This window comes from Streptosporangium sp. NBC_01469, assembly GCF_036227305.1.
Lineage (GTDB): Bacteria > Actinomycetota > Actinomycetes > Streptosporangiales > Streptosporangiaceae > Streptosporangium.
The window spans coordinates 4,124,043-4,149,722 of record NZ_CP109465.1 but is presented as its reverse complement, the minus strand read 5'-3'; the positions used below and the strand labels follow the sequence as shown (position 1 = coordinate 4,149,722).

The 25,680-nt window shown below is 70.3% G+C and carries 25 protein-coding genes; 13 read left to right on the top strand and 12 right to left on the bottom strand.

Annotated features, from left to right (window positions below; translation table 11 throughout):
- The first annotated feature begins 64 nt into the window (after positions 1–64).
- Entirely contained in the window at positions 65–748 is a 684-nt protein-coding gene (locus OG587_RS18595; protein ID WP_329091950.1) for a response regulator transcription factor, read from the top strand.
- Positions 745–2,004: a HAMP domain-containing sensor histidine kinase gene (locus OG587_RS18590; protein ID WP_329091948.1), complete on the top strand. Its 1,260-nt coding sequence runs from the start codon at positions 745–747 to the stop codon at positions 2,002–2,004. The genes OG587_RS18595 and OG587_RS18590 overlap by 4 nt, the downstream gene beginning before the upstream one ends.
- Before the next feature lie 21 nt (positions 2,005–2,025).
- On the opposite strand, the gene OG587_RS18585 is transcribed toward OG587_RS18590, so the two are convergent.
- Positions 2,026–3,912: a CheR family methyltransferase gene (locus OG587_RS18585; protein ID WP_329093896.1), complete on the bottom strand. Its 1,887-nt coding sequence runs from the start codon at positions 3,910–3,912 to the stop codon at positions 2,026–2,028.
- A gap of 31 nt (positions 3,913–3,943) precedes the next feature.
- Positions 3,944–4,180 (bottom strand): chemotaxis protein CheB, encoded by a 237-nt coding sequence (locus OG587_RS47190; RefSeq protein WP_443075624.1) that lies wholly within the window; start codon positions 4,178–4,180, stop codon positions 3,944–3,946.
- Between the two features lie 111 nt (positions 4,181–4,291).
- On the opposite strand from OG587_RS47190, the gene OG587_RS18580 reads away from it, so the two are divergent.
- The 3 genes from OG587_RS18580 to OG587_RS18570 all read left to right on the top strand — a co-directional run bounded on the left by OG587_RS18580 (position 4,292) and on the right by OG587_RS18570 (position 6,333).
- Positions 4,292–5,140 (top strand): STAS domain-containing protein, encoded by an 849-nt coding sequence (locus OG587_RS18580; protein ID WP_329091946.1) that lies wholly within the window; start codon positions 4,292–4,294, stop codon positions 5,138–5,140.
- A gap of 152 nt (positions 5,141–5,292) precedes the next feature.
- Positions 5,293–5,823: a hypothetical protein gene (locus OG587_RS18575; RefSeq protein ID WP_329091944.1), complete on the top strand. Its 531-nt coding sequence runs from the start codon at positions 5,293–5,295 to the stop codon at positions 5,821–5,823.
- Between the two features lie 117 nt (positions 5,824–5,940).
- A complete protein-coding gene (locus tag OG587_RS18570) occupies positions 5,941–6,333 on the top strand; it encodes a PepSY domain-containing protein (RefSeq protein WP_329091942.1) in 393 nt (130 codons plus the stop codon).
- Here the strand turns inward: OG587_RS18570 and OG587_RS18565 are convergent, their stop codons facing one another.
- On the bottom strand, positions 6,334–7,011 hold the full coding sequence (locus OG587_RS18565) for an HNH endonuclease family protein (RefSeq protein ID WP_329091939.1): 678 nt from the start codon (positions 7,009–7,011) through the stop codon (positions 6,334–6,336). It abuts the gene before it with no gap.
- Between the two features lie 317 nt (positions 7,012–7,328).
- Here OG587_RS18565 and OG587_RS18560 point away from each other — a divergent pair, with 317 nt between their 5' ends.
- Positions 7,329–7,796, top strand: a complete 468-nt coding sequence (locus tag OG587_RS18560; protein WP_329091938.1) for a peptidase inhibitor family I36 protein — start codon at positions 7,329–7,331, stop codon at positions 7,794–7,796.
- Positions 7,797–8,036: 240 nt separating this feature from the next.
- On the opposite strand, the gene OG587_RS18555 is transcribed toward OG587_RS18560, so the two are convergent.
- From OG587_RS18555 to miaA, 4 genes are all read right to left on the bottom strand, one after another.
- Positions 8,037–8,795: an SDR family NAD(P)-dependent oxidoreductase gene (locus OG587_RS18555; RefSeq protein ID WP_329091936.1), complete on the bottom strand. Its 759-nt coding sequence runs from the start codon at positions 8,793–8,795 to the stop codon at positions 8,037–8,039.
- Between the two features lie 220 nt (positions 8,796–9,015).
- A complete protein-coding gene (locus OG587_RS18550) occupies positions 9,016–11,292 on the bottom strand; it encodes a tetratricopeptide repeat protein (RefSeq protein WP_329091934.1) in 2,277 nt (758 codons plus the stop codon).
- 254 nt (positions 11,293–11,546) lie between these two features.
- Positions 11,547–12,353, bottom strand: a complete 807-nt coding sequence (dapF, locus tag OG587_RS18545; protein WP_329091932.1) for a diaminopimelate epimerase — start codon at positions 12,351–12,353, stop codon at positions 11,547–11,549.
- Between the two features lie 110 nt (positions 12,354–12,463).
- A complete protein-coding gene (gene miaA / locus OG587_RS18540; protein WP_329091930.1) occupies positions 12,464–13,369 on the bottom strand; it encodes a tRNA (adenosine(37)-N6)-dimethylallyltransferase MiaA in 906 nt (301 codons plus the stop codon).
- Between the two features lie 73 nt (positions 13,370–13,442).
- Here miaA and OG587_RS18535 point away from each other — a divergent pair, with 73 nt between their 5' ends.
- Positions 13,443–13,778, top strand: coding sequence for an antitoxin (locus tag OG587_RS18535; RefSeq protein ID WP_329091928.1), 336 nt, complete (start codon positions 13,443–13,445; stop codon positions 13,776–13,778).
- Between the two features lie 29 nt (positions 13,779–13,807).
- On the opposite strand, the gene OG587_RS18530 is transcribed toward OG587_RS18535, so the two are convergent.
- The 4 genes from OG587_RS18530 to miaB form a co-directional block, all read right to left on the bottom strand.
- Complete coding sequence (locus OG587_RS18530; protein WP_329091927.1) at positions 13,808–14,335, bottom strand: methylated-DNA--[protein]-cysteine S-methyltransferase; 528 nt, start codon at positions 14,333–14,335, stop codon at positions 13,808–13,810.
- Between the two features lie 87 nt (positions 14,336–14,422).
- Complete coding sequence (locus tag OG587_RS18525) at positions 14,423–15,091, bottom strand: class III extradiol dioxygenase subunit B-like domain-containing protein (RefSeq protein ID WP_329091926.1); 669 nt, start codon at positions 15,089–15,091, stop codon at positions 14,423–14,425.
- A 140-nt stretch (positions 15,092–15,231) separates the two neighbouring features.
- A complete protein-coding gene (locus OG587_RS18520; protein ID WP_329091924.1) occupies positions 15,232–15,765 on the bottom strand; it encodes a hypothetical protein in 534 nt (177 codons plus the stop codon).
- Positions 15,766–16,291: 526 nt separating this feature from the next.
- Complete coding sequence (gene miaB, locus OG587_RS18515; RefSeq protein ID WP_329091922.1) at positions 16,292–17,785, bottom strand: tRNA (N6-isopentenyl adenosine(37)-C2)-methylthiotransferase MiaB; 1,494 nt, start codon at positions 17,783–17,785, stop codon at positions 16,292–16,294.
- Between the two features lie 133 nt (positions 17,786–17,918).
- Here miaB and OG587_RS18510 point away from each other — a divergent pair, with 133 nt between their 5' ends.
- From OG587_RS18510 to OG587_RS18485, 6 genes are all read left to right on the top strand, one after another.
- Complete coding sequence (locus OG587_RS18510) at positions 17,919–18,158, top strand: hypothetical protein (RefSeq protein WP_329091921.1); 240 nt, start codon at positions 17,919–17,921, stop codon at positions 18,156–18,158.
- Between the two features lie 69 nt (positions 18,159–18,227).
- Positions 18,228–18,983, top strand: a complete 756-nt coding sequence (locus OG587_RS18505) for an amino acid ABC transporter ATP-binding protein (RefSeq protein ID WP_329091919.1) — start codon at positions 18,228–18,230, stop codon at positions 18,981–18,983.
- A 39-nt stretch (positions 18,984–19,022) separates the two neighbouring features.
- Positions 19,023–19,841, top strand: coding sequence for a glutamate ABC transporter substrate-binding protein (locus OG587_RS18500; protein ID WP_329091917.1), 819 nt, complete (start codon positions 19,023–19,025; stop codon positions 19,839–19,841).
- Between the two features lie 59 nt (positions 19,842–19,900).
- Positions 19,901–20,569 carry an amino acid ABC transporter permease gene (locus OG587_RS18495; protein ID WP_386262767.1) on the top strand — a complete coding sequence of 223 codons (669 nt, stop codon included), beginning with the start codon at positions 19,901–19,903 and terminating at the stop codon, positions 20,567–20,569.
- 5 nt (positions 20,570–20,574) lie between these two features.
- Positions 20,575–21,513 carry an amino acid ABC transporter permease gene (locus OG587_RS18490; protein ID WP_443075586.1) on the top strand — a complete coding sequence of 313 codons (939 nt, stop codon included), beginning with the start codon at positions 20,575–20,577 and terminating at the stop codon, positions 21,511–21,513.
- A gap of 225 nt (positions 21,514–21,738) precedes the next feature.
- Entirely contained in the window at positions 21,739–23,616 is a 1,878-nt protein-coding gene (locus OG587_RS18485; protein WP_329091911.1) for a S9 family peptidase, read from the top strand.
- Positions 23,617–23,888: 272 nt separating this feature from the next.
- Here OG587_RS18485 and rny read toward each other — a convergent pair whose 3' ends face one another.
- Entirely contained in the window at positions 23,889–25,505 is a 1,617-nt protein-coding gene (gene rny / locus OG587_RS18480) for a ribonuclease Y (RefSeq protein ID WP_329091909.1), read from the bottom strand.
- Between the last annotated feature and the right edge of the window lie 175 nt (positions 25,506–25,680).

Here is a 25,680-nt window from a genome sequence, read left to right as displayed (position 1 = left end):
ACAACGCTAAGGAGCGGCTAACCCGCTTTTGACGCGGTGCGGGAGGAGGCTAACGTGGCGGCAAATGTCAAACGTGCTGCTCATCGAGGACGACGCCGCGATCCGCACCTCCCTCACCCGGGGTCTGCGCGACCGCGGCCACGCCGTGTCGTCCGCCCCCGCCGCTCTCGACGGCCTGCGGCTGGCCGTCGAGGAACGCCCCGACCTGGTCGTCCTGGACCTCGGCCTGCCCGACATGGACGGCCTGGACCTGCTGCGGATGCTCCGCGCGGTGAGCCGGGTCCCGGTGATCGTGGCGACCGCGCGAGACGGCGACGCGGAGATGGTCAGGCTGCTGGACGCGGGCGCCGACGACTACGTGGTCAAGCCGTTCAGCGCGGCCCAGCTCGACGCGCGGATACGGGCGGTGCTCCGGCGGATGGCGGGCGAGAGCCGCGCCGACAGCGCGGTCACCGTCGGGGGTCTGCGGATCGACCCGCGCACCCGGGAGGCGACCCTGGACGGGACGCCGCTGGATCTGAGCCCCCGGGAGTTCGACCTGCTCCACTACCTGGCGGCCAGGCCCGGCGAGGTGGTCACCAAGCGGGAGCTGCTCACCCACGTCTGGCAGATCCCCTACGGCGGAGCCGACAAGACGGTGGACGTCCACCTTTCCTGGCTGCGCCGCAAGCTGGGCGAGACGTCCCAGGAACCCCGCTACCTGCAGACCGTCCGGGGTGTCGGCGTGCGACTGGCCGCCCCGGCATGAGGCGCTGGCTGACCCTGCTGGTCGCGGCGACCACCTCCCTCGTACTGATCGCGCTGCTGGTCCCGCTGGCCCTGCTGGTCCGCACGGTGGCGGTGAGCGGGGCGGTCAGCGAGGCCGAGAGCGAGGCCGAGTCGGTGGCGGTCGTGGTCGGCGCGGCGGACACCGAGACCCTGCGGCTCACCGCCGAGCAGGCCGAGTACCCGGTCACGATCTTCCTCCCCGGCGGGGAGGTGGTCGGCGCTCCCGCCCCGCGCTCCACCGCCGTGGAACTGGCCTCCCGCGGTCGCAGCGTCACCGCCGCCGCCCCCGGCGGCCGGGAGATCCTGGTCGCGGTCCAGGGGGCGCCCGGGGGTACGGCGGTGGTCCGGGTGTTCCTGGACGACGGCCGTCTGACCAGGGGCGTACCCCAGGTCTGGGCCGGACTGGCTGCGCTCGGCCTCGCCCTGATCGGGCTGGGCCTGCTGGTCGGCGACCGGCTGGCCCGCGCGGTGATCAGGCCGATCGCCGCGCTGGCGAGGGTGTCGCACCGGCTCGCGGCGGGCGATCTGTCCGCCAGGACGGTGCCCGACGGCCCTCCGGAGGTGCACGCGGTCGGTCTCGCCCTCAACCATCTGGCCGAGCGCATCACCGGCCTGCTCGCGGAGGAACGGGAGAGCGCCGCCGACCTGTCCCACCGGCTGCGCACCCCGCTGACCGGGCTGAGGCTGGAGGCGGAGTCGCTGGCCGACCCGGAGGAGTCGGCCAGGATCGAGGCCAGGGTGGACGCCCTGGAGCGCGCCGTCACCTCGGTGATCACCGAGGCCAGGCGGCGGGTGCGTGAGCGCGCCGAGTGCGACGCGGCGGCGGTGACCGGGGCGCGGGTCGCGTTCTGGTCGGTGCTCGCGGAGGACCAGGCGCGGCACTTCACCCTCGACCTGGCCCCCGGCCCGCTGCCGGTCGGGGTCGCCGCGGACGACCTGGCCGCCTGCGTGGACGCCCTGCTCGGCAACGTGTTCGCGCACACCCCGGAGGGGGTCTCGTTCTCCGTACGGCTGGAGGCGACCGGCGGCGGCGCGCTGCTGACCGTCGCCGACGCCGGTCCCGGCTTCGCCACGCCCGACCCGCTGCAGCGCGGCGAGAGCGGTGCCGGGTCGACCGGTCTCGGTCTCGACATCGCCCGCCGCACGGCGGAGTCGGCGGGTGGCTCGCTGTCCCTGCGAACCTCCCCCGAGGGCGGGGCGAGCGTGGTCCTGTTCCTGCCCGCCGTCACACCCTAGAAGCCTTGGAAGCCCTGGAAGTCAGTCCTGCTCCTGCTCCTGCTCCTGCTCCTGCTGGAGGAGGGTCATCACCATGATCACTCCGTGGGGCAACATGTCGTCGGTGTGCAGGCGGGAGAGCTCGACGTTGAGCCGGGCGGGGCGTCCCCTGCGGTTCACGCCGTCCAGGGTGACGCCTTCATCGCGGCCGTTCCCCGGCTCGGGGCCGGTGTCCAGCATCCGCTGTGCCTTGGCCAGGATCTCCCCGACGGGCAGGCCGATGTCGAGGGAGGCCAGCCGGTAGCCGATCGCCTCGTCGGCACGGAGCCCCCACAGCTCCTCGGCTCCCGGGCTCCAGACCAGCACCCGCAGGTCCGTGTCGACCACGGCCACCGCGTCGCCGAGGCTGCGCACCACCGAGGAGACGAGGGCGGTGACCCGCCTGAGCTCTTCGCTGCGGGAGCTCAGGGTGTCGTTGATCTGCTGGAGCTCGTCGTTGGTCGACTGCAGCTCCTCGTTCATCGTCTCCAGTTCCTCGTTCGTGGACTGGAGCTCCTCGTTGGTGGTCTCCAGTTCCTCGTTCGTGGACTGCAGCTCCTCGTTGGTGGTCTCCAACTCCTCGTTCGTGGACTGCAGCTCCTCGTAGGCGTGCTCCAGCTCCCGGTTCGTCTGCTCCAGCTGGTCGCGGAGCCGGCGGTAGCGCGTCACGTCGTGGAAGTTGACTCCGACGCCGACCAGCTCACCGCCCGGTTCCAGCAACGGGACGACGGTGATGTCGAAGACGCTGGGCTCCGGCGCGTTCGGCCGGTGCCAGATGACGTCCTGGAGCTCGGCGACGCGCAGGTCCAGCTCCACCTGCTCGATCACCGAGCGGAGCTCGACCGGCCGGTAGGACACCTCCAGATCCTGGAACGGCCGCCCGATGTCGCGGAGGTTGAGGTTGAAGAGCAGCTCGGCGCGCGAGTTCGCCAGGGCGAGGTTCCTGGAGCGGTCGAGCGCGATCTGCGCGACCGAGCCGGTGGCGAGCGCCGCCGCCTGCAGCACCGTGTGCCGCGCGTACGGGCGGGTCTGCGACGCGTCGGCGGCGGACGCCCGGGTGGCGCGGCCGCCCGGCGGGGATGATCCGATCTTCTTGAACAGCCTCATGCGGAGGTTCACCGGCTCGAACCTGTCGCTGTGGTTGAGCAGCATCTCCGCTTTGCCCAGGAAGAGGTAACCGGGGTCGGAGAGCGCGAAGTGGAAGCGGCGGACGACGCTGAGCTGGGTCTCGCTGTTGAAGTACATCAGCGTGTTGCGGGCCAGCAGGAGGTCGACCCGGGAGATCGGCGCGTCGCGCGTGAGGTCGTTGCGGCCGAAGATCAGCTGGCGCCGCAGGTCACGCCGGAACCCGAACCCCGCCTCCACCGGCTCGAAGTAGGTCTGGCGCAGCTTCTCCGGCACCTCGGCGAGCTGTCGTTCGCCGTAGACGGCCGTCCGCGCCGTCTGGAGGGCCTTCTGGTCCAGGTCCGTGGCGTATATCTTCACCCTCTCGCGGAACTGGTCCATGCCGAGCTCCTCGGCCAGCACCATCGCGAGAGTGTAGGCCTCCTCGCCCGTCGCGCAGCCCGCGCTCCAGATCCGGATCATCTTGCCCGGCCCCTTGCTCGCCAGCAGGGTGGGGATCACGGTCTCACGGAGCGTCTGCCAGGCGGCCGGATCGCGGAAGAAGGCGGTGACGTTGATCAGCAGACTGTCGAAGAGCAGGTTGAACTCCTCGGGCTCCAGCTCCAGGTAGTCACGGTACTCGCCGTGGTCACGGAGCTTGAGCGCCTCCAGACGCCTGCTGATGCGGCGTATGAGGGTGGTGCGCTTATATCCGGTGAAGTCGAAGCCGCGTGCCTCCTTCAACATGAGCAGGAGATCGTCGAATTCACGTTCGTCGCCGGGCATCACCCTGCAAGCCTAGGCCCGTCACCGACCGCTACGTGAGGGCAAGGGCTTCCTCGGTGCCGTCGATGCGGCTTTGTGGCATTCGCATCGTCCTTTTGCGGTGGCGGCCTCCAGCGGCCCGGCACGGTCGAGGATTCCGGGCGAGACTACTTTCTCCGCGCGGGGGCAGGTGCGGCACCACCGGAACGGAGGTGGCGAGATCGCCGGGCATCCTCGCGGGGAGAACGCTCAGGGCCTCCACACCACCGGCCGAAGCCGCGACGACCACCACATCACACCCGCTGGAACCTGCCACATTTAGCTTCTATCCCGCCGGGACCCATTCATACTGGGGAGTCGTAGGGTGGTCGGTAGGGCCTCGGAAAGACCCTTGAAGGGTATGGCCAATATGGACATGTCGGTGTATGTCATTCACCAATATGGTGACACGGCCCTGGTGGCCGTGATGGGCGAGCTGGACGCCTTCAACTACCGGCTGCTGGAGTCGGAGCTGGAGTCACTGATGCTCGGAGGCACACGACACATCCTCGTGGACGCCGGCGAGCTGCTTTTCTGCGACGTCAGCGGGGCCCGGGCGCTGGAGCGGATCCACGAGGGCCTCCGCGCGGCCGGAGGAGAGCTGTTCGTCGTCCCCTCCCCGACCGTGATCCGGCTGTTCAACGTGCTCTGGGGAGCACAGGGGCCCGAGCACCCCGGCCTGGTCGACATCTCCAGCCTGGACGAGTTCCCCGAGGCCTCGCCGCTCCCCCGGCGGCACGTCCCGGTCCTGCGCCGCATCGGCGGCAGGCGCCGCGCCCACCGGGACGTCGCCCCGCGCACCGGGATCCTCGCCTCGGAAACGTCCTCCCCGCCGGAGCGCACCACCTCCGCGGAAAGCACGCGAAGCACCACCGCCCTTCCGGATCCAAGGGGTGTTCCGGGGGGTACGACGCCCCCGGCCGGGCGGGAGGCGGCACACCCGCCCGCCGAACGCGCGGCGCACCCGGTGCTGGAGAGGGCAGCGCACCTGAGACGGGAGGCGGCGGCACGCCTGGAGATGCTCCGCCTCCAGACGCAGACGACCTGCGCGACGCTGGCCGAGATCCACGACCGGATGGCCGCCCTCCAGGCCGGGCTGGAAACCCACATCGCGATGCGGGCCGCGGTGAGGCGCGCCTGCGACGAGCACTTCCACCGGGCGGATCGGATGCGCGAGCTCGCCACCTCGTTCCCTGCCGGATCCGGCTGAGTCGCGCCGCGGCCGATCACCGAGCGGATGATCACGCGCCCCCGTGGTTACCGGCGGCCATGGCGGAAAGCATGATGTCGTGACTTTTCCGCTCCCCAAAGGGAGTGGATTTCCGCCGAGCCACTGCCGCAGCTCCATGAAGGGCGAGCCATATGGCGGGCGATCCCGAAGTCCATGACAACCCAGCCGCCCGCGACGAACCTCAGAAGGAATTTCGGAACGAGCGGGGCGAGGCTCGGAACGAGCGGGGCGAGCGCACCCGCGAACGCATCGCCCAGGCCGGGGAGCGGGCCGGGCAGGCCGCCGAGCGCCGCTCCGAGCTCGCCCGCGGCGAGACCGCGCCGTCCTCACTCTCGCCCCCCTCCTCACTCCCGTCGCGCACCGAACGGATGGAGCGGGCCGGCGCCCGCCTGGGAAAGGCCCGCCTGCGGGCCGACCAGGCCAGGGAACGCGCGGTGGCCGGATACCGGTCGGCGGCCCAGGCCCACAGGAACGCGGCCGCGAGTCACGACCGGGCCGCGGCGGCGGGGAGCGGGGACGCGGAGACCCACCGGCTCCAGGCGCTGGAGCATCGCCGCCAGGCCGCCGCCGACGAGCACAGGTCGTCCATGGCCGAGCGCGAAGGCCCGGTCCTCTCGGAAGGCGACCCCCTGAAAGGCGGCCCCGAACGGACCGGCCTCTGATGTGGCCTGCCCGAAGTGGCGTACGGAAACGCGCCGGAATCCGGCCGCGAGCCGGACGTGCCCGGGGTTAACGATCCCTTAGCGTGCCCCTAGCAAATTCTCCGCAAATCTTGGCACATGAGACGAATTACCCGAATCACCGTCGGAACCCTCGCGACCGCCGCCCTCCTGACCGGTGGAGGCGGCATCGCCCTCGCCGCGCACCAGACGGACAGCGCGGCGATCACCGCCACCGCGGCCGGCACCGGCACGACCGGCGCGACCGCGACCGGCGCCGCGGGCACGGCCGCCGCACCGGTCACCACCTCGGCGTACATCTCCTCCCGCAAGGCCGTGCAGATCGCCAAGAAGCGTGTTCCCGGCGCACGTGTGAGCGATGTCGAGCGCGAGTGGGAGCACGGACAGCGAGCCTGGAAGGTCGAGCTGCACAAGGGCGCCTGGGAGTACGACGTCTACGTGTCGGCGAAGACCGGGAAGATCATCAAGTTGAAGCGCGACTACGACGACTGATCAGCAGGCTTTGAGAACGGTCTCCATGGCGTTCTTCTCTCCGGCCGTCACCCACAGGCCATACTTGACCTTCACCCTGATCTGACGTTCGACGTAAGGGCACCGGTAGGCGCGGCGCGGCGGCAGCCAGGTCGCCGCGTCTCCGGCGCCCTTCTGGCTGTTCAGCGGCCCGTCCACGGCCAGCAGGTTCAGCGGGTCGTTGGCGAGCTCCTTCCGCTCGGACTCGGACCACCGCTGGGCGCCCTTCTGCCAGGCGTCGGCGAGCGCGACCACGTGGTCGATCTGCACCGCCATGCTGGTCCGCGTCCCACGCTCGAACTTGATGGTCTTGCCGCTGTACGGGTCCTCGAGAATTCCGGACTGCACGACGCAGCCGTCCCCGCCCTTCTTGAAGACCTCTTCCTTCAGATCGCGAATGAGAATGTCGTTGCGGGTGTCACAACCGTTCTTGTCGACGTCCGACCACGCCGAACCGAACTCGTCGCGATCGTACCCCGTCATCGGGGCGCGCCCCTTGACCTCGAGTTTCCCCAGGTCCTTGAGCGCCTCGGACGCGGACTGCCCGCCCCCGGAGGACCGCGTCCCCTCGTCCGCTCCTCCGCCGGGCACCGGGCCGCAACCCGCCACCGTGAACGCGATCGTCGCGACGACCACACCTCGTACCAGCGCAGCCCGCACCCTGCCACCTCTCACGCGTTCACTCTCTGAAGCGGCAAATTACCCCAGATACCGCCCTCAATCTTAAAAGCCTCAAGCAGTCTTTGGAGGAACGAGAAAATTTCTGAGCTATCAATCCACACCTTAACGACATCTCTTGCTTGACCTGCACAAAGACAATCGCCAGCACTCCGCCCGGAGATGAGAGGACGCGGCCCTTCCGAAACACACGCCCTCAGATATTCACTCAGCGCGACTATCGACTACGTAAAGCAACGATGCTCTAATGGCCAAGAGCGCTCACATTAGGTGAGCAATTCGCTACGGAGAGGAATCGCGTGAGACGGATCTCATCGCGTCATCCCCACCTCGCACGGACCGTTACGGGACTGACCACCGCCGCGGCCACCCTGATCCTGGCCTCCGGGGCCGGTTCCGCCGCGGCGGCCTCCGCCCCGGCCGCCGAGCGCCGGGCCCCCGCCCTGCCGCCGCAGGTGGTCCAGCTCGACGACAGCGCCGAGTGCCCTTTCAACAGCCTCTGCCTCTACCGTGACTACGACTTCAGCGGGCCGGGATACAGCATCCCCGCGGGCTACCCGACCGATCTGAACGACGTGCCGATGCCGGGCGGCGTGGGCGGCTCCTCCACCGCCGCGGACAACGTCTCGTCGTGGATCAACAACACCGGCTACTACGTCCAGCTCGTCGACTACGCGGGCGCGGAGCGCAGCCTGCCTCCCTACCACTCGCTGGAAGAGTCGTTCGAGACCAACGACAGCGTCGACGCCATCTACTGGCTCTCCTGACATCGCCGGTCCGCCCCTCCCCTTCTCCCCGCACGCCCGCTCATCCGGGCCTCGGGGAGAGGGGCTCCAGGGAGAGGCGCTCCAGGGGAGCGTGCCCCGGAGATAGGCGCTCCGAGGAGCCGGGGAGAAGGTCTCCCGACCGCCCGGACCAGCCGACCGGACCGTTCGCCTCAGATGTGACCGGACCACCCGGACCAGCCGGCCGAACCATCCAGACCGGATATGACCGAACCACCCGGATCAGGTGATCAGGATCCCACCGTCGACCGGGATCACGGCCCCGGTGACGTACGAGGCGGCGTCCGAGGCGAGGAAGACCGCGGCGGCGACGAGCTCGGCCGGGTCGCCGGGACGCCCCATCAGCACCCGGTGCTCAAGATGCCAGGCCAGATAGCCCTCGGCGTACTGGTCGGTCATCTCCGAGGCGAAGAAGCCCGGCTCGACGCAGTTGACCCGGATGCCGCGCCGTCCCGTCCACTGCTGGGCGAGATCGCGGGTGAGGCCGACGACCCCCGCCTTGGAGGCGCTGTAGGCGGCCTGCGGCAGCCCGGCGGTCGTCTCGCCCAGGATGCTCCCGACGTTGACGATCGAGGAGCCGGGCCTCATGACCCTGGCGCAGGCCTGCGCCATCCAGTAGGTGCCGTGCAGGTTGATGTCCACGACCTGCCGGAACTGCTCGGGCGTCTCCTTCAGCGCCGGGACCGCCGAGCCCACCCCCGCGTTGTTGATCAGAATGTCCACCGCGCCCAGTTCGGCCACCGCCGTCTCGGCCAGTGCCCGGCAGTCCTCGGGCTTGGTCACGTCGGTGACGAGGGCCACGCACCGCCTGCCGGTCTCCTCGACCAGGGCGCGGGTCTCCTCAAGGCGGTCCTTCCTGCGGGCACCGATCGCGATGTCCGCGCCCGCCTCGGCCAGCCCTCTCGCGAACGCGACCCCCAGCCCCGAGGACGCGCCGGTGACGATCGCGACCTTGCCGTCCAGCCGGAATCGTTCGAGCATCCGGATCCTCCCTCATCCACCCAACGTGCCGAATGAGATTCTAGTGACCGTGACGAGAATCGCCCGTGAGGGGGTTCCTCACGGGCGACGCGGTGTCCTGTGGACGGTTCGACGAACGGCACGGTTTCCCGGGCTCCGAGCGGTTCGGAGATGGCTCGGCCTCCCCCTCGGAAGACCGGACGACGCCACGGGCCACCGGGCGCGGCCGTGGCGAGCCGTCCTACAGGCCGTACTCCTTGGTGATCCGCTCGTGCCGCTCCACCTCGACGTCGACGGCCTTGGCCAGGTCGAGCCAGGCCAGCGGGTGCACCCAGCGCTCGGTGGCGTCGTCCAGAAGCGCGTCGAGCTCGACCGGGCTCACGTCCGGCGGGACCGCGATCCAGCCGAACACGCCGGGCAGCGGCTCGCCCGAGGTCGGGTGGGTCACCGTGTAGTTGTCGTCGCTGTAGACCCACATCGGCCAGCCGCGCTCGACCATGACGTCGTTGAACTCCGTCCAGTCGGTCTGGCTGGGAGCGGCGCCGTCGAAGAACCAGCTGGTGTAGCCACCCGGGCGGAGCATGCTGACCGCGGCGAAGGGCGGCACGAAGCTCTCCTGCTCCTCGGCGCTCTCCGGGATCGGCTCAAGCAGCTGCGGCTCGAAGACGACCAGGTCACCGGCGTTGTACTCCATGCCGGGAGGCTGGGGGATGGCCAGGCGCGCTGTCGCGGGGCCGGTGCGCACGCTCAGGACCTGGCGCTGGCTGCCGTCGGGGGCGGGAAGGATGATGCGCACCAGGCCCATCTCCTCCTCGATCGGCCCCTCGCTCGACTGCAGCGGCATCCCGATCTTGGCGGCGCCCAGGCGGACGGTCTCCCAGTCTTCCGCGGCCGTCGCCATGACGACCATTCGCCAGACGTCCTGCTGCTCGATCTCCGCGGAGTCGAGGAGATCGCGCAGGATGCCCGCACCCTTGGCGTTGTCGCCGAGCTGCTGCACCGCGGCCGACCACAGGCGGGCCGCCTCGATGCCGCCGTCCGCGGCGGCCGCCGCCTCGCCCTCGGCCGCCGCCTGCTCCCAGCGCTCCCGCGCGGTGTACAGGCGGCCCAGGGCCAGGTGGCGCTGCGCGGCGGGCAGCCGCTCGGCCACCTGCTCCAGGCGCTCGTCCTGGCGGGCCTCGATCAGCAGGCCGCTGAGGTACGACGCGTCCTGCGGGTCGGCGTTCTCGATGTCGCCGGACTCGACCAGCATGGTCCAGTAGATGTCGGCGCCCCTGGCCGGGTAGCCGAGGAAGCCCAGCGTGGTGGTGTGGCGCCGGGTCGCCTCCACGTCACGGCCGGACAGCGGGGTCAGCCAGCCCACCCAGCGCTCGGGGTCGGCGTTGAAGCCGTCGGCGGCGTCGAAGTAGCCGACCAGCTCGTCCGTGGGGCCCGGAGCCGGAAGCTCGGTGGCCTCGTCCGTCGCGGTGCGCAGCTCGGCGATCCGCTTGGCGACGTCACCGGGGCTCCTGAGCTCCCCGGCCGCCGACTCCGCCAGGTCGGCCAGGAGACGCGCCTGCCAGATCCCCTGGCGGGCGACCGCCAGGTGCCCGGCGACGAGCGCCAGCTCGACCCGGGCGCGGTAGCCGCCCATCATGGCGAAGTAGTCGATCCACTGCTTGAGCACCCGGCCCAGCTGCCAGGTGTTGGTGATCTGCGCCGCTCCGGCGAGCGCGCGGATGGCGTGCGACCACTCGACCCAGACACGGGGGTGGTCGCCGACCACGTCGAGGTCGGGCAGGGCGTCGACGGACTCCTGCACCCGGCCGAGGGTGGCGAGCACGAGCGAGCGGAGCACTCCCTCGCGATGCTCCTTGGCCACCGGGTCGTCGGGCTTGAAACCGGTCGCGGCGTCGAGCGCGGTGAGCGCGTCCTCGGCGCGTCCGGCGGCGAGCAGCGCGCGGGCCGAGGCGGCCCCCAGCTCCCAGCTCGCCTCGCGGCCCGCGCCGCCCAGCGCCGCCACCGCGGTCTCGGCGTGGGAGACCGCCTCGTCGACACGACCCGCGTCGACCAGCGCCGCGACGTAGTGCTCGGCGACGGCGGCGAAGGCCAGCGAGCCGGGCTCGACGTCCAGGGCCGAGAGCCCGGCCAGCCGCTCGGCGGCGTAGCCGGGACCGTCTGCGTTCGCCTGCGAGATGGCCAGCGCCACGACGGCACCGGGCACGGACGGGCAATCGCGGACGTCCTCCCGCCTGGTGAACTCCACCAGTGTCTCGGCGTCGGCGATCGCGACCGTCCCCTGCGCGCGGTCGCCGACGCGGCCGATCAGGTGCCAGTAGCGGGCGTAGAACTCCAGCCAGGGCAGCCGCAGGTTCTCCGCCTGCTGCGCGATGGCGGGCGCGAGCACGTCGAGCTGCGCGTACCGGCCTTCCAGCGCCTGCGCGGGCACATCTCCGATCGCCATAGCCAGACCGGTGTTACCTGCTTCATGCAGTTGCCGCTGGGTGTCGCCCACCCAGGCCCAGATGTCCACGTCCATGAGACGTCAGTCTGCCAGGTCGGGGAGCATGCCCCAAACGGCTTGACGATCCCGCACAGCCCCGGGGCCTCATCGTGTGGCCCCGCACGTGCGGATGAACACGATCTCGCCGGACGCGAGGCCCGCGGCGACACCACGAGGGTCACGGAAGATTCACCTGTACGCCCCGGAGCGTGACCTCGACGGACACACCGCACCCGCACGACGTCGCGGGAGCCGCGCGGAAACCGGGGCGCCGGGATTCCGCGTACCGCTCAGAGCGTGATCTCGCCCGACGCGACCAGGACGGCGGGACCCGCCAGGTAGCTGGTGTGCTCGTCGAGGGTGACGGTGACGGTGCCTCCGGGCACCTCCACCGTCCAGGTGCCGCTGGTCTCCCCGGCCAGCCGCGCGGCCGCCACGACCGAGGCGACCGTGCCGGTGCCGCAGGACCTCGTCTCGCCCGAGCCGCGCTCGAAGACCCGCATGACGACCCGGCGCGGGCCCACCGGATTGAGCAGCTCGATGTTGACCCCGCCGGGGAACACCTCGGGGTCGAACGCCGGCTGGTGGCTCAGGTCGAGCTGGGCCACCGGGTCGCCGATGACGCAGGCCAGGTGGGGGTTGCCCATGTCGACGTGGAGACCCTCGTACTCGTGGCCCGCGACGGTCGTGCGGCTCGACCCCAGCACCCGGGGCAGGCCCATGTCGACGGTCACGTCACCCGTCTCCGCCAGCCGCACCCGCCTGACGCCTCCCCTGGTCGCGACGCCGAACTCGCCCGGCTCGGCGAGGCCCGTGTCGACCAGGTAGCGGGCGAAGACCCGCACCCCGTTGCCGCACATCTCGGCGACGCCGCCGTCGGCGTTGCGGTAGTCCATGAACCACTCGGCCTCGCCCGCCTGGCCGGAGACCTCCTGGCTGAGTTTCGTCCGCGTCACGCGCAGCACGCCGTCCGCGCCGATCCCCGCGCGCCGGTCGCACACCGCCGCCACGATCGTCGCGGACAACTCCAGCTCACCGTCCGGATCGGGGAGGATGACGAAGTCGTTCTCGGTGCCGTGTCCCTTCGCGAATCGCATGTCCCAACTCTATCCAGGCACGCGTCCGCCCCCGCCACCCCGGCCGGTCGCACACGTCCGTCCCCGCCGCACCGGCCGTCCCCGCCGCCCCGGCACGGTCCGGGGAGGGGTCAGCCGCGAATCGCGGCGAGCGCGCGGTCCAGGAGGTCCGGTTCCCGCTGGGAGAGCCAGATCACACGGGGATCGCGGCGGAACCACGACTCCTGACGGCGGACGAACCTCCGCGTCGCCCGTACCGTCTCCTGCTTCGCCTCCTCCTCGGTGCACTCACCGCCGAGGAAGCGCAGCACCTGCGCGTACCCGAGGGCGCGGCTGGCCGTACGGCCTCCGGCGAGCCCGCGCGCGGCCAGTTCCCTGACCTCGTCCACCAGCCCGGCCCGCCACATGTGGTCGACCCGCGCCTCGACCCGGGCGTCCAGCACCTCCCTGGGCACCTCCACCCCCAGCTGGACGCTGTCGTAGACGGCATCGTACGACGGCATCGTGGCCGAGAACGGCCGCCCGGAGATCTCGATGACCTCCAGGGCGCGGACGATCCTGCGCCCGTTGCCCGGCAGGATGGTCTCGACGGCCTTCGGGTCGCGCTCGCGGAGCCGCTCGTACAGCGGGCCGGGGCCGCGCAGGTCGAGTTCGGCCTCCAGCCGGGCGCGGACCTCCGGATCGGTACCGGGGAACTCCAGGTCGTCCAGGGCGGCCCGCACGTACAGCCCGGATCCGCCCACCAGGATCGGCGCGATCTCCCTGGCCCGGAGGTCGTCGATGATCGGCCGGACCAGCGACTGGTACTCGGCCACGCTGGCGGCCCTGGTCACGTCCCAGATGTCCAGCAGGTGGTGGGGCACCCCCCTGCGCTCCGCCACGGAGAGTTTCGCCGTCCCGATGTCCATTCCTTGGTAAAGCTGCATGGAGTCGGTGTTGATCACCTCACCCCCCAGTCGGAGGGCGAGATCCACGGCCAGGTCGGACTTTCCGGCCGCGGTCGGGCCGACAACGGCGATGACGGGTAGCTGAGGCACGGGGTAAGTCTGCCAACTCCCCGGGTATGGATGAGAGGCGATGCGTCCTCGCATCGGAATTGGGGGATTCACCATGTCGATCCTCGACAAGGTCAAGCACATGCTGGGTGGCGGCGCCAGGACCGAAGAACTCGCCAAACAGGGTATCGACAAGGCGGAACAGTTCGCCAAGAAGAGGCTGGGCGGAAAGCACGCCCGGCAGGTCGACACCGCCGCGCAGAAGGCCAGGGAGATGGCCGACAAGATCGACGAGCCGGGCACCACACCGCCGGACACGACACCCGCGCCCGGCCGCACCACGCCGCCGGGTACGACACCCGCGCCGGGCCGCGCCTCACCTTCCGGGCGGGACGACACCGCACCCGGTCCCGGCCAGCCCGGCACCACACCACCGCCCTACGGGCCGTAGGCGATCGGCGGGGCCGATCGCGGTCCCGGTCAGTCCCAGTCGAGCATCGGCTGCAGGTAACCCTCCAGGGTCAGCAGCCAGCGCTTCGACTCCACGCCGTCGCCACCGCTGAACCCGCCGAGCCCGTTGCCCGCGACCACCCGGTGGCACGGCACGATGACGGGGATCGGGTTGGCTCCCATGATCGACCCGATGGCCCGCGCCGGAACACCCGTCCCGCTGCGGGCCGCCAGCTCCCCGTAGGTCACCGCCCTGCCGTACGGAACCGTCTCGTACAGCGTGCCGAGCACCCTGCGCTGCACCGGCGAGGTCAGCCGCCAGTCCACCGGCACCCCGAAGACCTTCAGCCTGCCCGCGTAGTAGTCGCCCAGCTCGCCGAGCACGGGCGCCGTCATGCCGGGATCGTCCGCCTCCTCCAGCCCCAGCCGTTCGAGCAGGCGAGCCCTGAACCGGGCCGGGTCGCCCCAGCCCACGCTCACCACGCCGTCCTCGGTCACGGCGACGGTCATGTCCCCCAGCCGCGTCGGAACGCTCCCGAACGCCACGGTCCCCGCCATCGGCCTCGTGTCCCCTTCGCGAACTCGTCGTTCCCGGCACCCCTGGGCGCCGTCCTCACCCGCCACCGTGATCACTTCCGGGCGGGATCACTCCGTCCAGCGGGCCACGAAGTAGCCGACGCCGTAGGGCGCGTCGTCGTAGAGGATCTCGCCGCGCAGGGCGCCTCCGCACCCGCCGAGGACCTGCAGGGCCGCGCGGCCCGCGACCCACAGCTCGGCGGCCTCGCCGGGGTCGAGCGCCGGGACCTCGGCGCGGGCGAGCGCCTCGACGATCGCCCGGTCGTACGGTTTCGCGCGAGGGTCCAGGTATCCGGGGGACTTCTCGGTGAGGCAGGCCGAGCCGTCGGCCATGACGAGCATCGCCACGCGACCGGCCGTGGCCGCCAGCCGGCCGCCCAGGGACGCGCACTCCCCCGGGGCCGCGCCGAAGGAGATCGCGTGGAATCCCGAGGCGGTCAGGCGCCCTCTTCCGAGGAGCCAGCGGCCGACCGACAGGGACAGCGGCAGGACGGGCTCCCCCACTCCGCTCCGGACGTCGACGCCCCAGGGCGCGAGGCTCCCGGCGGCGTCCGCGCCGTACGTCGCGGTCCGGTCCGCGCCTCCCACCACCACGATCTCGTCGGCTCCGGCGTCGCGCAACACCCCGATCGCGGCCGCGCAGGCCGTCCTGAGGTCGTCGAGCTCCGAGGCCGCGGTCCCGGCCAGCTCGGGGACCAGCAGCGGGGGATGCGGGCACACGGCCGCGGCGACAAGCACCTCGCCAGACTAACGGAGCCCTCCCCGGGAACCGCCCCGGCGTCTCGCGGCGAGGGCGGCCGTACGGGGTCCGGAAACGCGTCGGGGCACGGTGATCCTCTCACCGTGCCCCGACGTGCCGATCGTCTCCGGTCCTTGGGTCAGTAGCCGCCGACGGGCCCCTGGGGATGGACGTAGCCGGGAGGGCCGTCGTTCAGATAGCCCTGCTCGGTGTCCTGCGGCTTCTGCGGGCCGCCGCTCTGCCGCTGCTTCGACGGCTTGTCCTCCGCGGGCCTCCCGGCGGCCGACTCGGCTCCCGGCTCGCTCTCGTCCGCCCCGCCGGTGCCGGCTCCGGAGTCGCCGCCTCCGGTGGACGTGTCGCCGGCTCCGGAGGCGGCGTCCGCCCCCTTCTCCGGCTTCTGTTTCCTGGCCTGCGGCGGGCTCTGGTCCGGCTCGGGCTCCTGGGACGCCTCCTGGGCGCTGTCCGGCACCGGTGGCACCCCGGGGTCGTCGCCTCCGGCGTTCACGAAGGCGAAGACGGCACCTCCGCCCAGGAGGGCGGCGGCGAGGACGGAGAAGACGGCTATGGCCAGGCCGCTTCTCCGCTGGGGCTTACGACGTTTCCTGGGCTCGCCGGCGGGGCCGGCGAGGATCTCTGGCTCTCCGGGACTGCCCGGGGATGGAGGGACGTGCATGGGGAAAACTCCCTGCGGTTCTCGGGGGGAAACCTCCACGGCTTCCGAGGGTGCTGAACCACAGTAGCCACAGCAGGGAAATGCTTGCACATCAATCACAGATGAATCACGAAATATCATCCGTTAGGGGACTGGCGGCGTCGCCGCACGCGTACCCCCTGGCAGGAGCGGTGACGTCGCCGGAATCGCCGTCCCCGTCGGGGATTCCGGCGATTCGATCATGGACTCGCGCCGCGCGGGAAAACGCCTTCGGAAAGGACATCCGGAAGGCCTCGCCCGGAGGAAAAACCCCGGGGACATCCGGGGTCCCGGGTCCCGGTGGGAGCGCGTCACGGGAACCGGCCCGGAGGGGACACCTCGGAAGGGCGCCCCGCGAAACCCACCGGCGAGGAACACCTCGGGGAGGTGTTCCCGGCGGGTCACCCGGAGGGACGGGACCTCAGGAGAGGTGCTTCAGGTGGGCCACCCCCGGAAGGACGGACCTCAGGAGAGCCGTTCCCGGCGGGTCACGCCGGAAGGACGGACCTCAGGAGACGGAGCAGCCCGAGGTCTCGGGGAGCGGGGCGGGGCGGCCGACCGAGGGCATGCCGAGCATGACCCCGGAACCGGCTCCGGCCGGGGCGCCCTGACGGGCCTGCCAGGCGTCGCCCGCGCGGGTACGGCGGAGCCTCAGGGCGGGACCGTCGGCGACCAGGTGGTGCGGTGCCGCGTACGTGACCTCGGCGCTCACCACGTCGCCCGGCCGCGGGGCCTCGGCACCGGGGGCGAAGTGCACCAGGCGGTTGTCGGGGGCCCGCCCCGACATGCGGTGGGTCGCCTCGTCCTTGCGGCCCTCGCCCTCGGCGACCAGCACGTCGAGCGTCCGGCCGACCTGCTTCTTGTTCTCCGCCCAGGAGATCTCGGTCTGCAGGGCGACGAGCCGCTCGTAGCGCTCCTGCACGACCTCCTTGGGAACCTGGTGGTCCATGGTGGCGGCGGGAGTGCCCGGCCGGATGGAGTACTGGAACGTGAAGGCGTTGGCGAACCGCGACTCGCGCACCACGTCGAGGGTGCCCTGGAAGTCCTCCTCGGTCTCGCCGGGGAAGCCCACGATGATGTCGGTGGAGATCGCCGCGTCGGGCATGGCCGCGCGGACCCGCTCGATGATGCCCAGGTAGCGCTCGGCCCGGTAGGAGCGGCGCATGGCCTTGAGGACCCGGTCGGAGCCCGACTGCAGCGGCATGTGGAGCTGGTGCATCACGTTGGGCGTCTCGGCCATGGCCGCGATGACGTCGTCGGTGAACGCCGCCGGGTGCGGGCTGGTGAAGCGGACCCGCTCCAGCCCCTCGACGTCGCCGCAGGCCCGCAGCAGCTTGCCGAAGGCCAGCCGGTCGCCGAACTCCACGCCGTACGTGTTGACGTTCTGGCCGAGGAGGGTGATCTCCAGCACGCCCTGGTCGACCAGGGTGCGCACCTCGTTGAGGACGTCGCCGGGGCGGCGGTCCTTCTCCTTGCCGCGCAGCGCGGGCACGATGCAGAACGTGCAGGTGTTGTTGCACCCCACGGAGACCGACACCCAGGCGGCGTAGGCGGACTCGCGCTTGGTCGGCAGCGTGCTCGGGAAGGTCTCCAGGGATTCCTTGATCTCGACCTGGGCCTCCCGCTGGACGCGCGCCCGCTCCAGCAGCACCGGCAGCGAGCCGATGTTGTGGGTGCCGAACACCACGTCCACCCAGGGCGCCCTGCGGACGATCTCCCCCTGGTCCTTCTGCGCCAGGCAGCCGCCCACGGCGATCTGCATGTCGGGGTTGCCCACCTTCGAGGGGCGCAGGTGGCCGAGGTTGCCGTAGAGCTTGTTGTCGGCGTTCTCCCGTACGGCACAGGTGTTGAACACGACCACGTCGGCCGTCTCCCCCTGGGCGGCCGGGACGTATCCGGCGTCTTCCAGCAGGCCCGACAGGCGCTCGGAGTCGTGCACGTTCATCTGGCACCCATAGGTACGGACCTCGTACGTGCGGGCGCTCTCCACGGTGACAGTCATCTCGAGACAAGGGTAGGCGCTCCGCCGGACCTTCAGGTACGCCCTCACCCCACCGAACCACAGGTAATCAATCGGTCACCCAACGTCAACGAACGCGCCAAGCCGGGGCTCCAAAGCCCCGTACGAGAATGCTGTGGATCGGATCGTCAAACCGGTGAAGTACGCGGAGGCCGGGATACCCCGCTTCCGGCGCGTCGAGATGAACCCGTTCCGGGGACAGGGATCCGACGAGCTTCCCGTGATCTTCACGTACGCCCTCGACGAGAACGACGAGCACCAGCTCATCCATCGTGTCGCCACCGGAACGACCGTGAACCTGAGGGAACCGTTCGCCTTCAAGGTTGATCCCGAAGCCTTGAGCAGGATTCGATGATCAAGCCGTGATCCGATCGGTACCGCAGGGTTAGCCCCAGGTGCCCTTTACAGAATTACCTTGTCCACCATGACGGAGAACGGGGACAAGACTCCTCTGGTCGTGCTTGAAGGTGTCAACAAGCACTACGGCAGCCTGCACGTCCTTCGGGACATCAATCTGACGATCTCCCGCGGCGAGGTTCTCGTCGTCATCGGCCCATCTGGCGGCGGCAAGTCGACCCTCTGCCGGACGGTCAACCGGCTGGAGGCGATCGACGAGGGGACCATCACCTTCGACGGGCAGCCGCTCGCGGCGGAGGGCAGGGCCCTGGCCAAGCTCAGGTCCGAGGTCGGGATGGTGTTCCAGTCCTTCAACCTGTTCGCCCACAAGACGATCCTCGAGAACGTCACGCTCGGGCCGATCAAGGTTCGCGGCATCGCGAAGGGCGACGCGGAACGGCGGGGCATGGAGCTGCTGGAGCGCGTCGGCATCGGCGCCCAGGCGTCGAAGTATCCCGCGCAGCTCTCGGGAGGCCAGCAGCAGCGCGTGGCGATCGCCCGCGCCCTGGCCATGGACCCCAAAATGATCCTGTTCGACGAGCCGACCTCGGCACTCGACCCGGAGATGGTCCAGGAAGTGCTCGACGTCATGATCGGCCTCGCCCTGGAAGGCATGACGATGATGGTCGTCACCCATGAGATGGGCTTCGCCCGCCGCGCGGCGAACCGCGTGGTGTTCATGGCGGAGGGCCAGATCGTGGAGGAGAACACCCCCGAGGAGTTCTTCACCAACGCCCGGACCGACCGGGCCAAGGATTTTCTTTCCAAGATCCTCACTCACTGACGGCTCTGCTCATCCCTGACGAAAAACGAGGTAGCAAGAATGCGTGTACGTCGTATTGGAGCCGTGGTCATCGCAGCCGCAGCGGCGATGGCCGGTCTGACCGCGTGCGGTGACAGCGGCAGCGGAAGCGACAAGTTCGTCGTGGGCATCAAGGTCGACCAGCCCGGCCTCGGGCAGAAGCAGCCCGACGGCTCCTTCAAGGGTTTCGACGTCGACGTGGCCAGGTATGTCGCCAAGGAGCTCGGCTACACGGACGACAAGATTGAGTTCAAGGAGGCCATCTCGGCCAACCGCGAATCTTTCATCCAGCAGGGCCAGGTCAACACCGTGATCGCGACCTACTCGATCACCGACGACCGCAAGAAGAAGATCTCTTTCGCCGGCCCGTACCTGGTCACCGGCCAGGACATCCTGACCCGCGCGGACGACACCACGATCAACAGCGTCGAGGACCTCAAGACCAAGAAGGTCTGCGGCGCCCAGGGTTCCTCCTCCCCCGCCCGCCTGGTCGAGAAGTTCGGCGACGAGTGGAAGAGCGGGTTCCTCACCGAGCAGCAGGGCTACGGCGCCTGCCTGCCGCTGCTGGAGAACAAGCAGGTCGACGCGATCTCCACGGACGCGACGATCCTGGCCGGCTTCGCCACCCAGTCCCCCGGCAAGTTCCGCCTCGTCGGCAAGCCCTTCTCCGAGGAGAAGTACGGCATCGGCCTGAAGCTGGACGACAAGGCGACCCGCGACAAGGTCAACGCGGCCGTGGAGAAGATGTTCACGGACGGCAGCTGGAAGAAGGCCATCGACGCCAACTTCGGCGAGTTCAGCAAGTTCTTCACCACCCCGCCGGCTGTCGAGCGTTACTGACCGGTCACACCCCGGCCGGGGCGTACGGATGCCCCGGCCTGTGACCACTGGAGGGATGAGTGCAGGCACTCTTCGATGAGTTCCCGATGATTCGGGACGCTTTCTGGTTGACGATACGGCTCACCCTCGCCAGCGGGCTGGTGGCGCTCGTGCTCGGGACGATCCTCGCGGGCATGCGGGTCAGCCCGCTGCCGATCCTGCGCGGAATCGGCACGACGTACGTGAACGTCCTGCGGAACACCCCGCTGACCCTGGTGATCGTGTTTTGCGGGCTGGGCCTCGGCCTGGTCCTGGACGTCTCGTTCTCCGAGAGTCTGTCCACCAACTACCTGTGGCTCTCCATCATCGGCCTGTCCGCCTACACGGCGGCGTTCGTCTGCGAGGCGATCCGGGCCGGGATCAACACGGTCCCGGTCGGCCAGGCGGAGGCGGCCCGCGCCATCGGGCTCACGTTCGGCCAGAACCTGAGGCTGATCGTGCTGCCCCAGGCGTTCCGCGCGGTGATCGCCCCGCTGGGCAGCATCCTGATCGCGCTGATCAAGAACACCACGATCGCCGCGGCCATCGGGGTGGGTGAGGCGTCCCTGACCATGAAGACGCTGTTCGAGGCGCACGGCGACGCGGTCATCCAGATCTTCGCCGGGTTCGCGCTGGGCTTCCTGATCCTGACCCTGCCGACCGGACTGCTGTTCGGCTGGCTGGCCAAGCGCTTGGCGGTGGTCCGATGACCGCGGTGACCACAGAGCGGCCCCCGGCGCGCAAGCGGCGCGTCGAGAGTTCCGAGCGCGTCAGCGTCCTGTACGACATTCCCGGCCCCAAGGCCCGGATACGCAACAACGTGCTCACCGTGCTGGCCGTCCTCGCCGTGCTGTTCGCGGCGTACGTGCTCGTGACCAAGCTCGGCGAGAAGAACCAGCTCAACGCCGAGTTGTGGACACCGTTCCTGCGCGGCGACGTGTGGATCAACCTGATCCTGCCCGGCCTGCTGAACACACTCAGCGCGGCCGCGGTCGCCGCCGTGATCGCGGTGCCGTTCGGGTTCGTCTTCGGTATCGGCCGGCTCTCGACGAACGTCTGGATCCGCCGTTCCTCGGGTGCGGTCGTCGAGTTCTTCAGGGCGATCCCACTGCTGATCATGATCTTCGCGGTGATGTTCGGCGGGAGCGCGGTCTTCGGGCTCACCGTGACGCCGTTCTCGGCGGTGGTGATCGGCCTGGTCCTGTACAACGGCTCGGTGCTGGCGGAGATCGTACGGGCGGGCATCCTGTCCATCCCGCGGGGACAGAGTGAGGCCGCACTCGCAGTCGGCCTCCGTCCGAGCCAGGTGATGCGGATGATCCTGCTGCCGCAGGCGGTCACGGTCATGATGCCGGCGATCGTCGCGCAGCTGGTGGTGCTCCTGAAGGACACCGCCCTGGGCTTCATCGTGTCGTTCGAGGACCTGCTGAACGCGGGGGCACGCGTGCTGCCCTCCAACTTCAACAACATCATTCCCGCTGTGATCGTCATCGCGATCATCTACATCATCATCAACGTGATGGTGGGCGCCGTCGCCACCTGGCTGGAAAGGCGGAGCCGCCGCAGTAGGAAGACCTCGGCCAAGCCGATCGCCCGGCCCGACTCGCCGACCGCGGTCGAGGGCGGCGTCGGAACCCCCACCCCCGCACCGTAGAAGTACGGCGGTCGAAGGGCGGTCACCGGATCCGGTGACCGCCCTTCCTCGTGAGGGGCGGGTGAAAACATCCGCAGGGCCGGCTTATGGCGGAGACCGGGCCAACCGCCCTCATCTCATCATTCCCCCTGATCTCACGGCTCGCGCGGTTCACCGGCGGTATATCTCGGGTGACGCGAGCGTGATACCGGCGACACGCGGCGGGTTATCGGGCAGGATTGCGCCATGTCCCCCGAGCAGGTCGTCCTGCCGTACGCCACCTGGCCGTCGCCGGTCTCCACCTCCGACGTCGCCCGTTCCGGGCTGCGCCTCGGATATCCGACGGTGCTCGGCGAGGAGGTCTGGTGGACCGAGGACCGTCCCGCCGAGGGCGGGCGGACCACCATCGTGCACCGGAGCGCCGACGGCGCCCAGCGCGAGCTGCTGAGCGCGCCGTGGAGCGCCAGGACCAGGGTCCACGAGTACGGCGGACGGTCGTACGCGGTGGTGCCCGGCGAGGGTGTGGTGTTCACGAACTTCGCCGACCAGCGGCTCTACCTGCTGCCCACCGGCGGCGAGCCCCGGCCGCTCACGCCGGAGCCCGAGGAGCCGACGGCCCTGCGCTACGCGGACCTGGTCGTCCACGACGGGCAGGTCTGGTGCGTCAGGGAGCGCCACGACGACGGCCGGGTGAGCCGGTCGATCGTGTCCATCCCGCTGTCCGGCGAGGGCGAGCCGCGCGAGCGGGCCGGCGGCCACGACTTCTACGCCGCCCCCACCATCTCCCCCGACGGCGAGCACCTGGCCTTCATCTGCTGGGACCACCCCCGGATGCCGTGGAACGGCACCGAGCTGTGGATCTCCCGGTTGGCCGACGACACCTCCTGGAAGGTCAAGGGCGGCACCTCCGAGTCGGTGCTCGCCCCGCGGTGGCGCGACGGGCAGAGCCTCTACCTGATCTCCGACTGGTCGGGCTGGTGGAACCTCTACCTGGTCGGGATATACGGCACCTCACCGAGAGCGCTCTACCCGGCGGAGCAGGAGTTCGCGGGTCCGCTGTGGCAGCTCGGCGCGGTGCCGTACGCGCCGATGGCCGACGGGAGCCTCGCGGTCCTGCACGGGCGGGGCGACCTGCGGCTGGGGGTCTTCGACCCGGACAGTGGCGTGCTGAGCGACCTGGACGTGCCCTACAAGGGCTGGGACGCGGTGCTGGCCACCGACGGGCACACCCTGGTCGGGATCGGGTACGGCCCGGCGCTGCCCCGGTCGATCGTCAGGGTCGACACCGTGACCGAGCGGGTGGAGGAGCTCCGCCGGGACGTCAACGAGCTGCCCGACCCCGGCTACCTGCCACTCGCCAGGCCCGTGGAGTTCGAGACCCGGTTCGGGCGCGAGGTGCACGCCTTCCTCTATCCGCCGTCCAACCCCGTGGCGCGCGGCGAGGGCCCCGCCCCGTACGTCGTGTTCGTGCACGGCGGGCCCACCGGGCACAGCGTCGGCGCGCTCGACCTGGAGAAGGCGTTCTTCACCAGCAGGGGCATCGGCGTGCTCGACGTCAACTACGGCGGTTCCACCGGTTACGGCCGCGTCTACCGCGAGCGGCTGCGCGGCCAGTGGGGCGTGGTCGACGTCGAGGACTCGATCGCCGGCGCCGAGTGGCTCGCGGCGGAAGGGCTGGGCGACCCGGCGCGGATCGCGATCCGGGGCGGCAGCGCGGGCGGATGGACGGTGATGGCGGCCTGCTGCGCGTCCGACACGTTCGCCGGGGGCGTCTCCTACTACGGCGTGAGCGCGCTCGCCAACTTCAGCGCGACCACCCACGACTTCGAGTCACGCTACATCGAGTGGCTGATCGGCCCGGAGGACCCCGCCCTGTACGCCTCGCGCGAGCCCGTCGGCCGGGTGGCGGGGGTGAGCTGTCCCATGCTGCTCCTGCAGGGCCTGTCCGACCCGGTGGTCCCTCCGGCGCAGTCGCAGGCCTTCGTCGACGCTCTCGCCGAACGCGGCGTTCCCTGCACCTACCTCACGTTCGAGGGCGAGGCCCACGGCTTCCGCCGCGCCGAGACCCGCAGCGCGGCCCTGGCCACCGAGCTCGCCTTCTACCAGCAGATCTTCCACTCCTGAGCGAAAGACCGGGACCGGACTGCCGGACGAGGGGCTGCGCCCCTGAAGGCCCGAAGGAGGGAACGGGCTGGACGGATCGGCGTGCCGGGCGATCGAACGAGCTCGCCCGGTTCGGCGGGCTCACCGGTGAGGCGGGGTCAGTGGGTTCGACGAGGCCGCCTGCTTCGGTGAGGGCGCCCGGCTCTGCGAGTGCGGTGGATTCGGCGGGTTCGGTGGATCCGGTGAATTCGACGGGTTCGGCGGGTTCAGCAGGTTCGACGGGTTCGGCGGGTTCAGCGGGCGAACTCGGTGGCCCGCGATTCGCGGACGACCGTGATGCGGATCTGGCCGGGGTAGGTGAGCTCCTCCTCGACCTGCTTGGCGACGTCGCGGGCGATCACCTGGGCCTGGATGTCGTCGACCGCGTCGGGCTTCACCATGACCCTGATCTCCCGCCCCGCCTGCATCGCGAAGACCTTCTCGACGCCCTCGTAGGAGGTGGCGATCTCCTCAAGGCGCTCCAATCGCTTGACGTAGGCCTCCAGCGACTCGCGGCGGGCGCCGGGGCGGCTGCCGCTGATCGCGTCGGCGGCCTGGGTGAGGACGGCCTCGACGGTCTTGACCTCGACCTCGTTGTGGTGGGCCTCGATGGCGTGGACGACATCCTCGTGCTCGCCATACCGTCTGGCGATCTCGGCGCCGATGAGCGCGTGGCTGCCCTCGACCTCATGGGTGAGCGCCTTGCCGATGTCATGCAGGAGCGTGCAGCGCTTGAGCAGCGTCGTGTCGAGCCGCAGCTCGGCCGCCATGATTCCGGCGATGTGGGCGGACTCGATGAGGTGGCCGAGCACGTTCTGCCCGTAGGAAGTGCGGTAACGGAGCTGACCGAGGAGGGTGACCAGCTCGGGATGCATGTCGGTGATGCCGAGCTCCACCAGGGCGTCCTCGCCCGCGCGCACGCACAGCTCCTGGACCTCGGCTTTGCTGCGCTCGTGGGCCTCCTCGATGCGCTGCGGATGGATACGGCCGTCGAGGACGAGTTTCTCCAGGGTCAGCCGCGCGGTCTCGCGGCGGACCGGGTCGAAGCACGACAGCAACACGGCTTCCGGCGTGTCGTCGATGATCAGGTTGACGCCGGTGGTCGACTCGAAGGCGCGGATGTTGCGACCCTCACGGCCGATGATGCGCCCCTTCATCTCGTCGCCCGGCAGGTGCAGGACGCTCACCACGGACTCGGCGGTCTGTTCGGTGGCCACCCGCTGGACCGCCAATGTGACGATCTTGGTGGCGCGCTTCTCGCCCTCCTTACGGGCCTCGCCCTCGATCTCCCTGATGATCAGCGCGGCCTCGCGCTTGGCCTGGTTCTCGATCTCCCGGACCAGCTCGGCCCTGGCCTGGTCGCTGGTGAGCCCGGACACCCGTTCCAGGATGGCCTTGCGCTCCTCGGCTACCCGTTCGAGATCCTCGCGGCGGTCGGCCAGCTCGGTCTCCGTCTCGGCGAGCTTGCGGGCCCGGTCGGCCTGGCGCCTGGCCTCCTCGTCGAGGCGCTGCTCCCGCTCGGCCAGCCGGTTCTCCCTGCGTTCGAGGTCGGACCGGAGCTCCTTGAGCTCGTACTTCAGGATCTTGCCCTCGGCCTCGGCCTCCTTGCGCATCTCGGCCGCCGCCTCGACCGCCGTCTCCGACCTGCGCAGGAGCTCTCCGGCCTCGTCCTGGGCCTTCGCCCGGATGTCGGCGGCCTCGCGCCTGGCCTCCTCCAGGTGGGCCTCGGCCTCGGCCTCCTGCTCGGGGGTGGGGCCCTTCGGCACCGCCCCGACTCCACCGATGCGACGCAGCAACACGACCAGCACGGCTGTCATCACGGCGAGAGCCACAACCGCCACTACCAACATGACGACCACGACCGGATCCATGCGCGCCTCACCTTCCTCGCGTCGCAAATATCAGGCACACGAGGGGTCACACGCACGGCACGGAAAGCCCAAGAGGCGGCGCTGTCGGGACAGTGGTGAACCCAGAGGGGATCACCCACCGGCTGTTCCCGCCGGTCCGTCGTCCCGTCCTCATCCGTCAAGCCTGCTTGTCCGT

Coding starts and splice junctions, on each gene's coding strand:
- OG587_RS18595 (WP_329091950.1), top strand. CDS start 65: ATGTCAAACGTGCTGCTCATCGAGGACGACGCCGCGATCCGCACCTCC.
- OG587_RS18590 (WP_329091948.1), top strand. CDS start 745: ATGAGGCGCTGGCTGACCCTGCTGGTCGCGGCGACCACCTCCCTCGTA.
- OG587_RS18585 (WP_329093896.1), bottom strand. CDS start 3,912: ATGCCCGGCGACGAACGTGAATTCGACGATCTCCTGCTCATGTTGAAG.
- OG587_RS18580 (WP_329091946.1), top strand. CDS start 4,292: ATGGCCAATATGGACATGTCGGTGTATGTCATTCACCAATATGGTGAC.
- OG587_RS18575 (WP_329091944.1), top strand. CDS start 5,293: ATGGCGGGCGATCCCGAAGTCCATGACAACCCAGCCGCCCGCGACGAA.
- OG587_RS18570 (WP_329091942.1), top strand. CDS start 5,941: ATGAGACGAATTACCCGAATCACCGTCGGAACCCTCGCGACCGCCGCC.
- OG587_RS18555 (WP_329091936.1), bottom strand. CDS start 8,795: ATGCTCGAACGATTCCGGCTGGACGGCAAGGTCGCGATCGTCACCGGC.
- OG587_RS18550 (WP_329091934.1), bottom strand. CDS start 11,292: ATGGACGTGGACATCTGGGCCTGGGTGGGCGACACCCAGCGGCAACTG.
- dapF (WP_329091932.1), bottom strand. CDS start 12,353: ATGCGATTCGCGAAGGGACACGGCACCGAGAACGACTTCGTCATCCTC.
- OG587_RS18535 (WP_329091928.1), top strand. CDS start 13,443: ATGTCGATCCTCGACAAGGTCAAGCACATGCTGGGTGGCGGCGCCAGG.
- OG587_RS18530 (WP_329091927.1), bottom strand. CDS start 14,335: ATGGCGGGGACCGTGGCGTTCGGGAGCGTTCCGACGCGGCTGGGGGAC.
- OG587_RS18520 (WP_329091924.1), bottom strand. CDS start 15,765: ATGCACGTCCCTCCATCCCCGGGCAGTCCCGGAGAGCCAGAGATCCTC.
- miaB (WP_329091922.1), bottom strand. CDS start 17,785: ATGACTGTCACCGTGGAGAGCGCCCGCACGTACGAGGTCCGTACCTAT.
- OG587_RS18505 (WP_329091919.1), top strand. CDS start 18,228: ATGACGGAGAACGGGGACAAGACTCCTCTGGTCGTGCTTGAAGGTGTC.
- OG587_RS18500 (WP_329091917.1), top strand. CDS start 19,023: ATGCGTGTACGTCGTATTGGAGCCGTGGTCATCGCAGCCGCAGCGGCG.
- OG587_RS18485 (WP_329091911.1), top strand. CDS start 21,739: ATGTCCCCCGAGCAGGTCGTCCTGCCGTACGCCACCTGGCCGTCGCCG.
- rny (WP_329091909.1), bottom strand. CDS start 25,505: ATGGATCCGGTCGTGGTCGTCATGTTGGTAGTGGCGGTTGTGGCTCTC.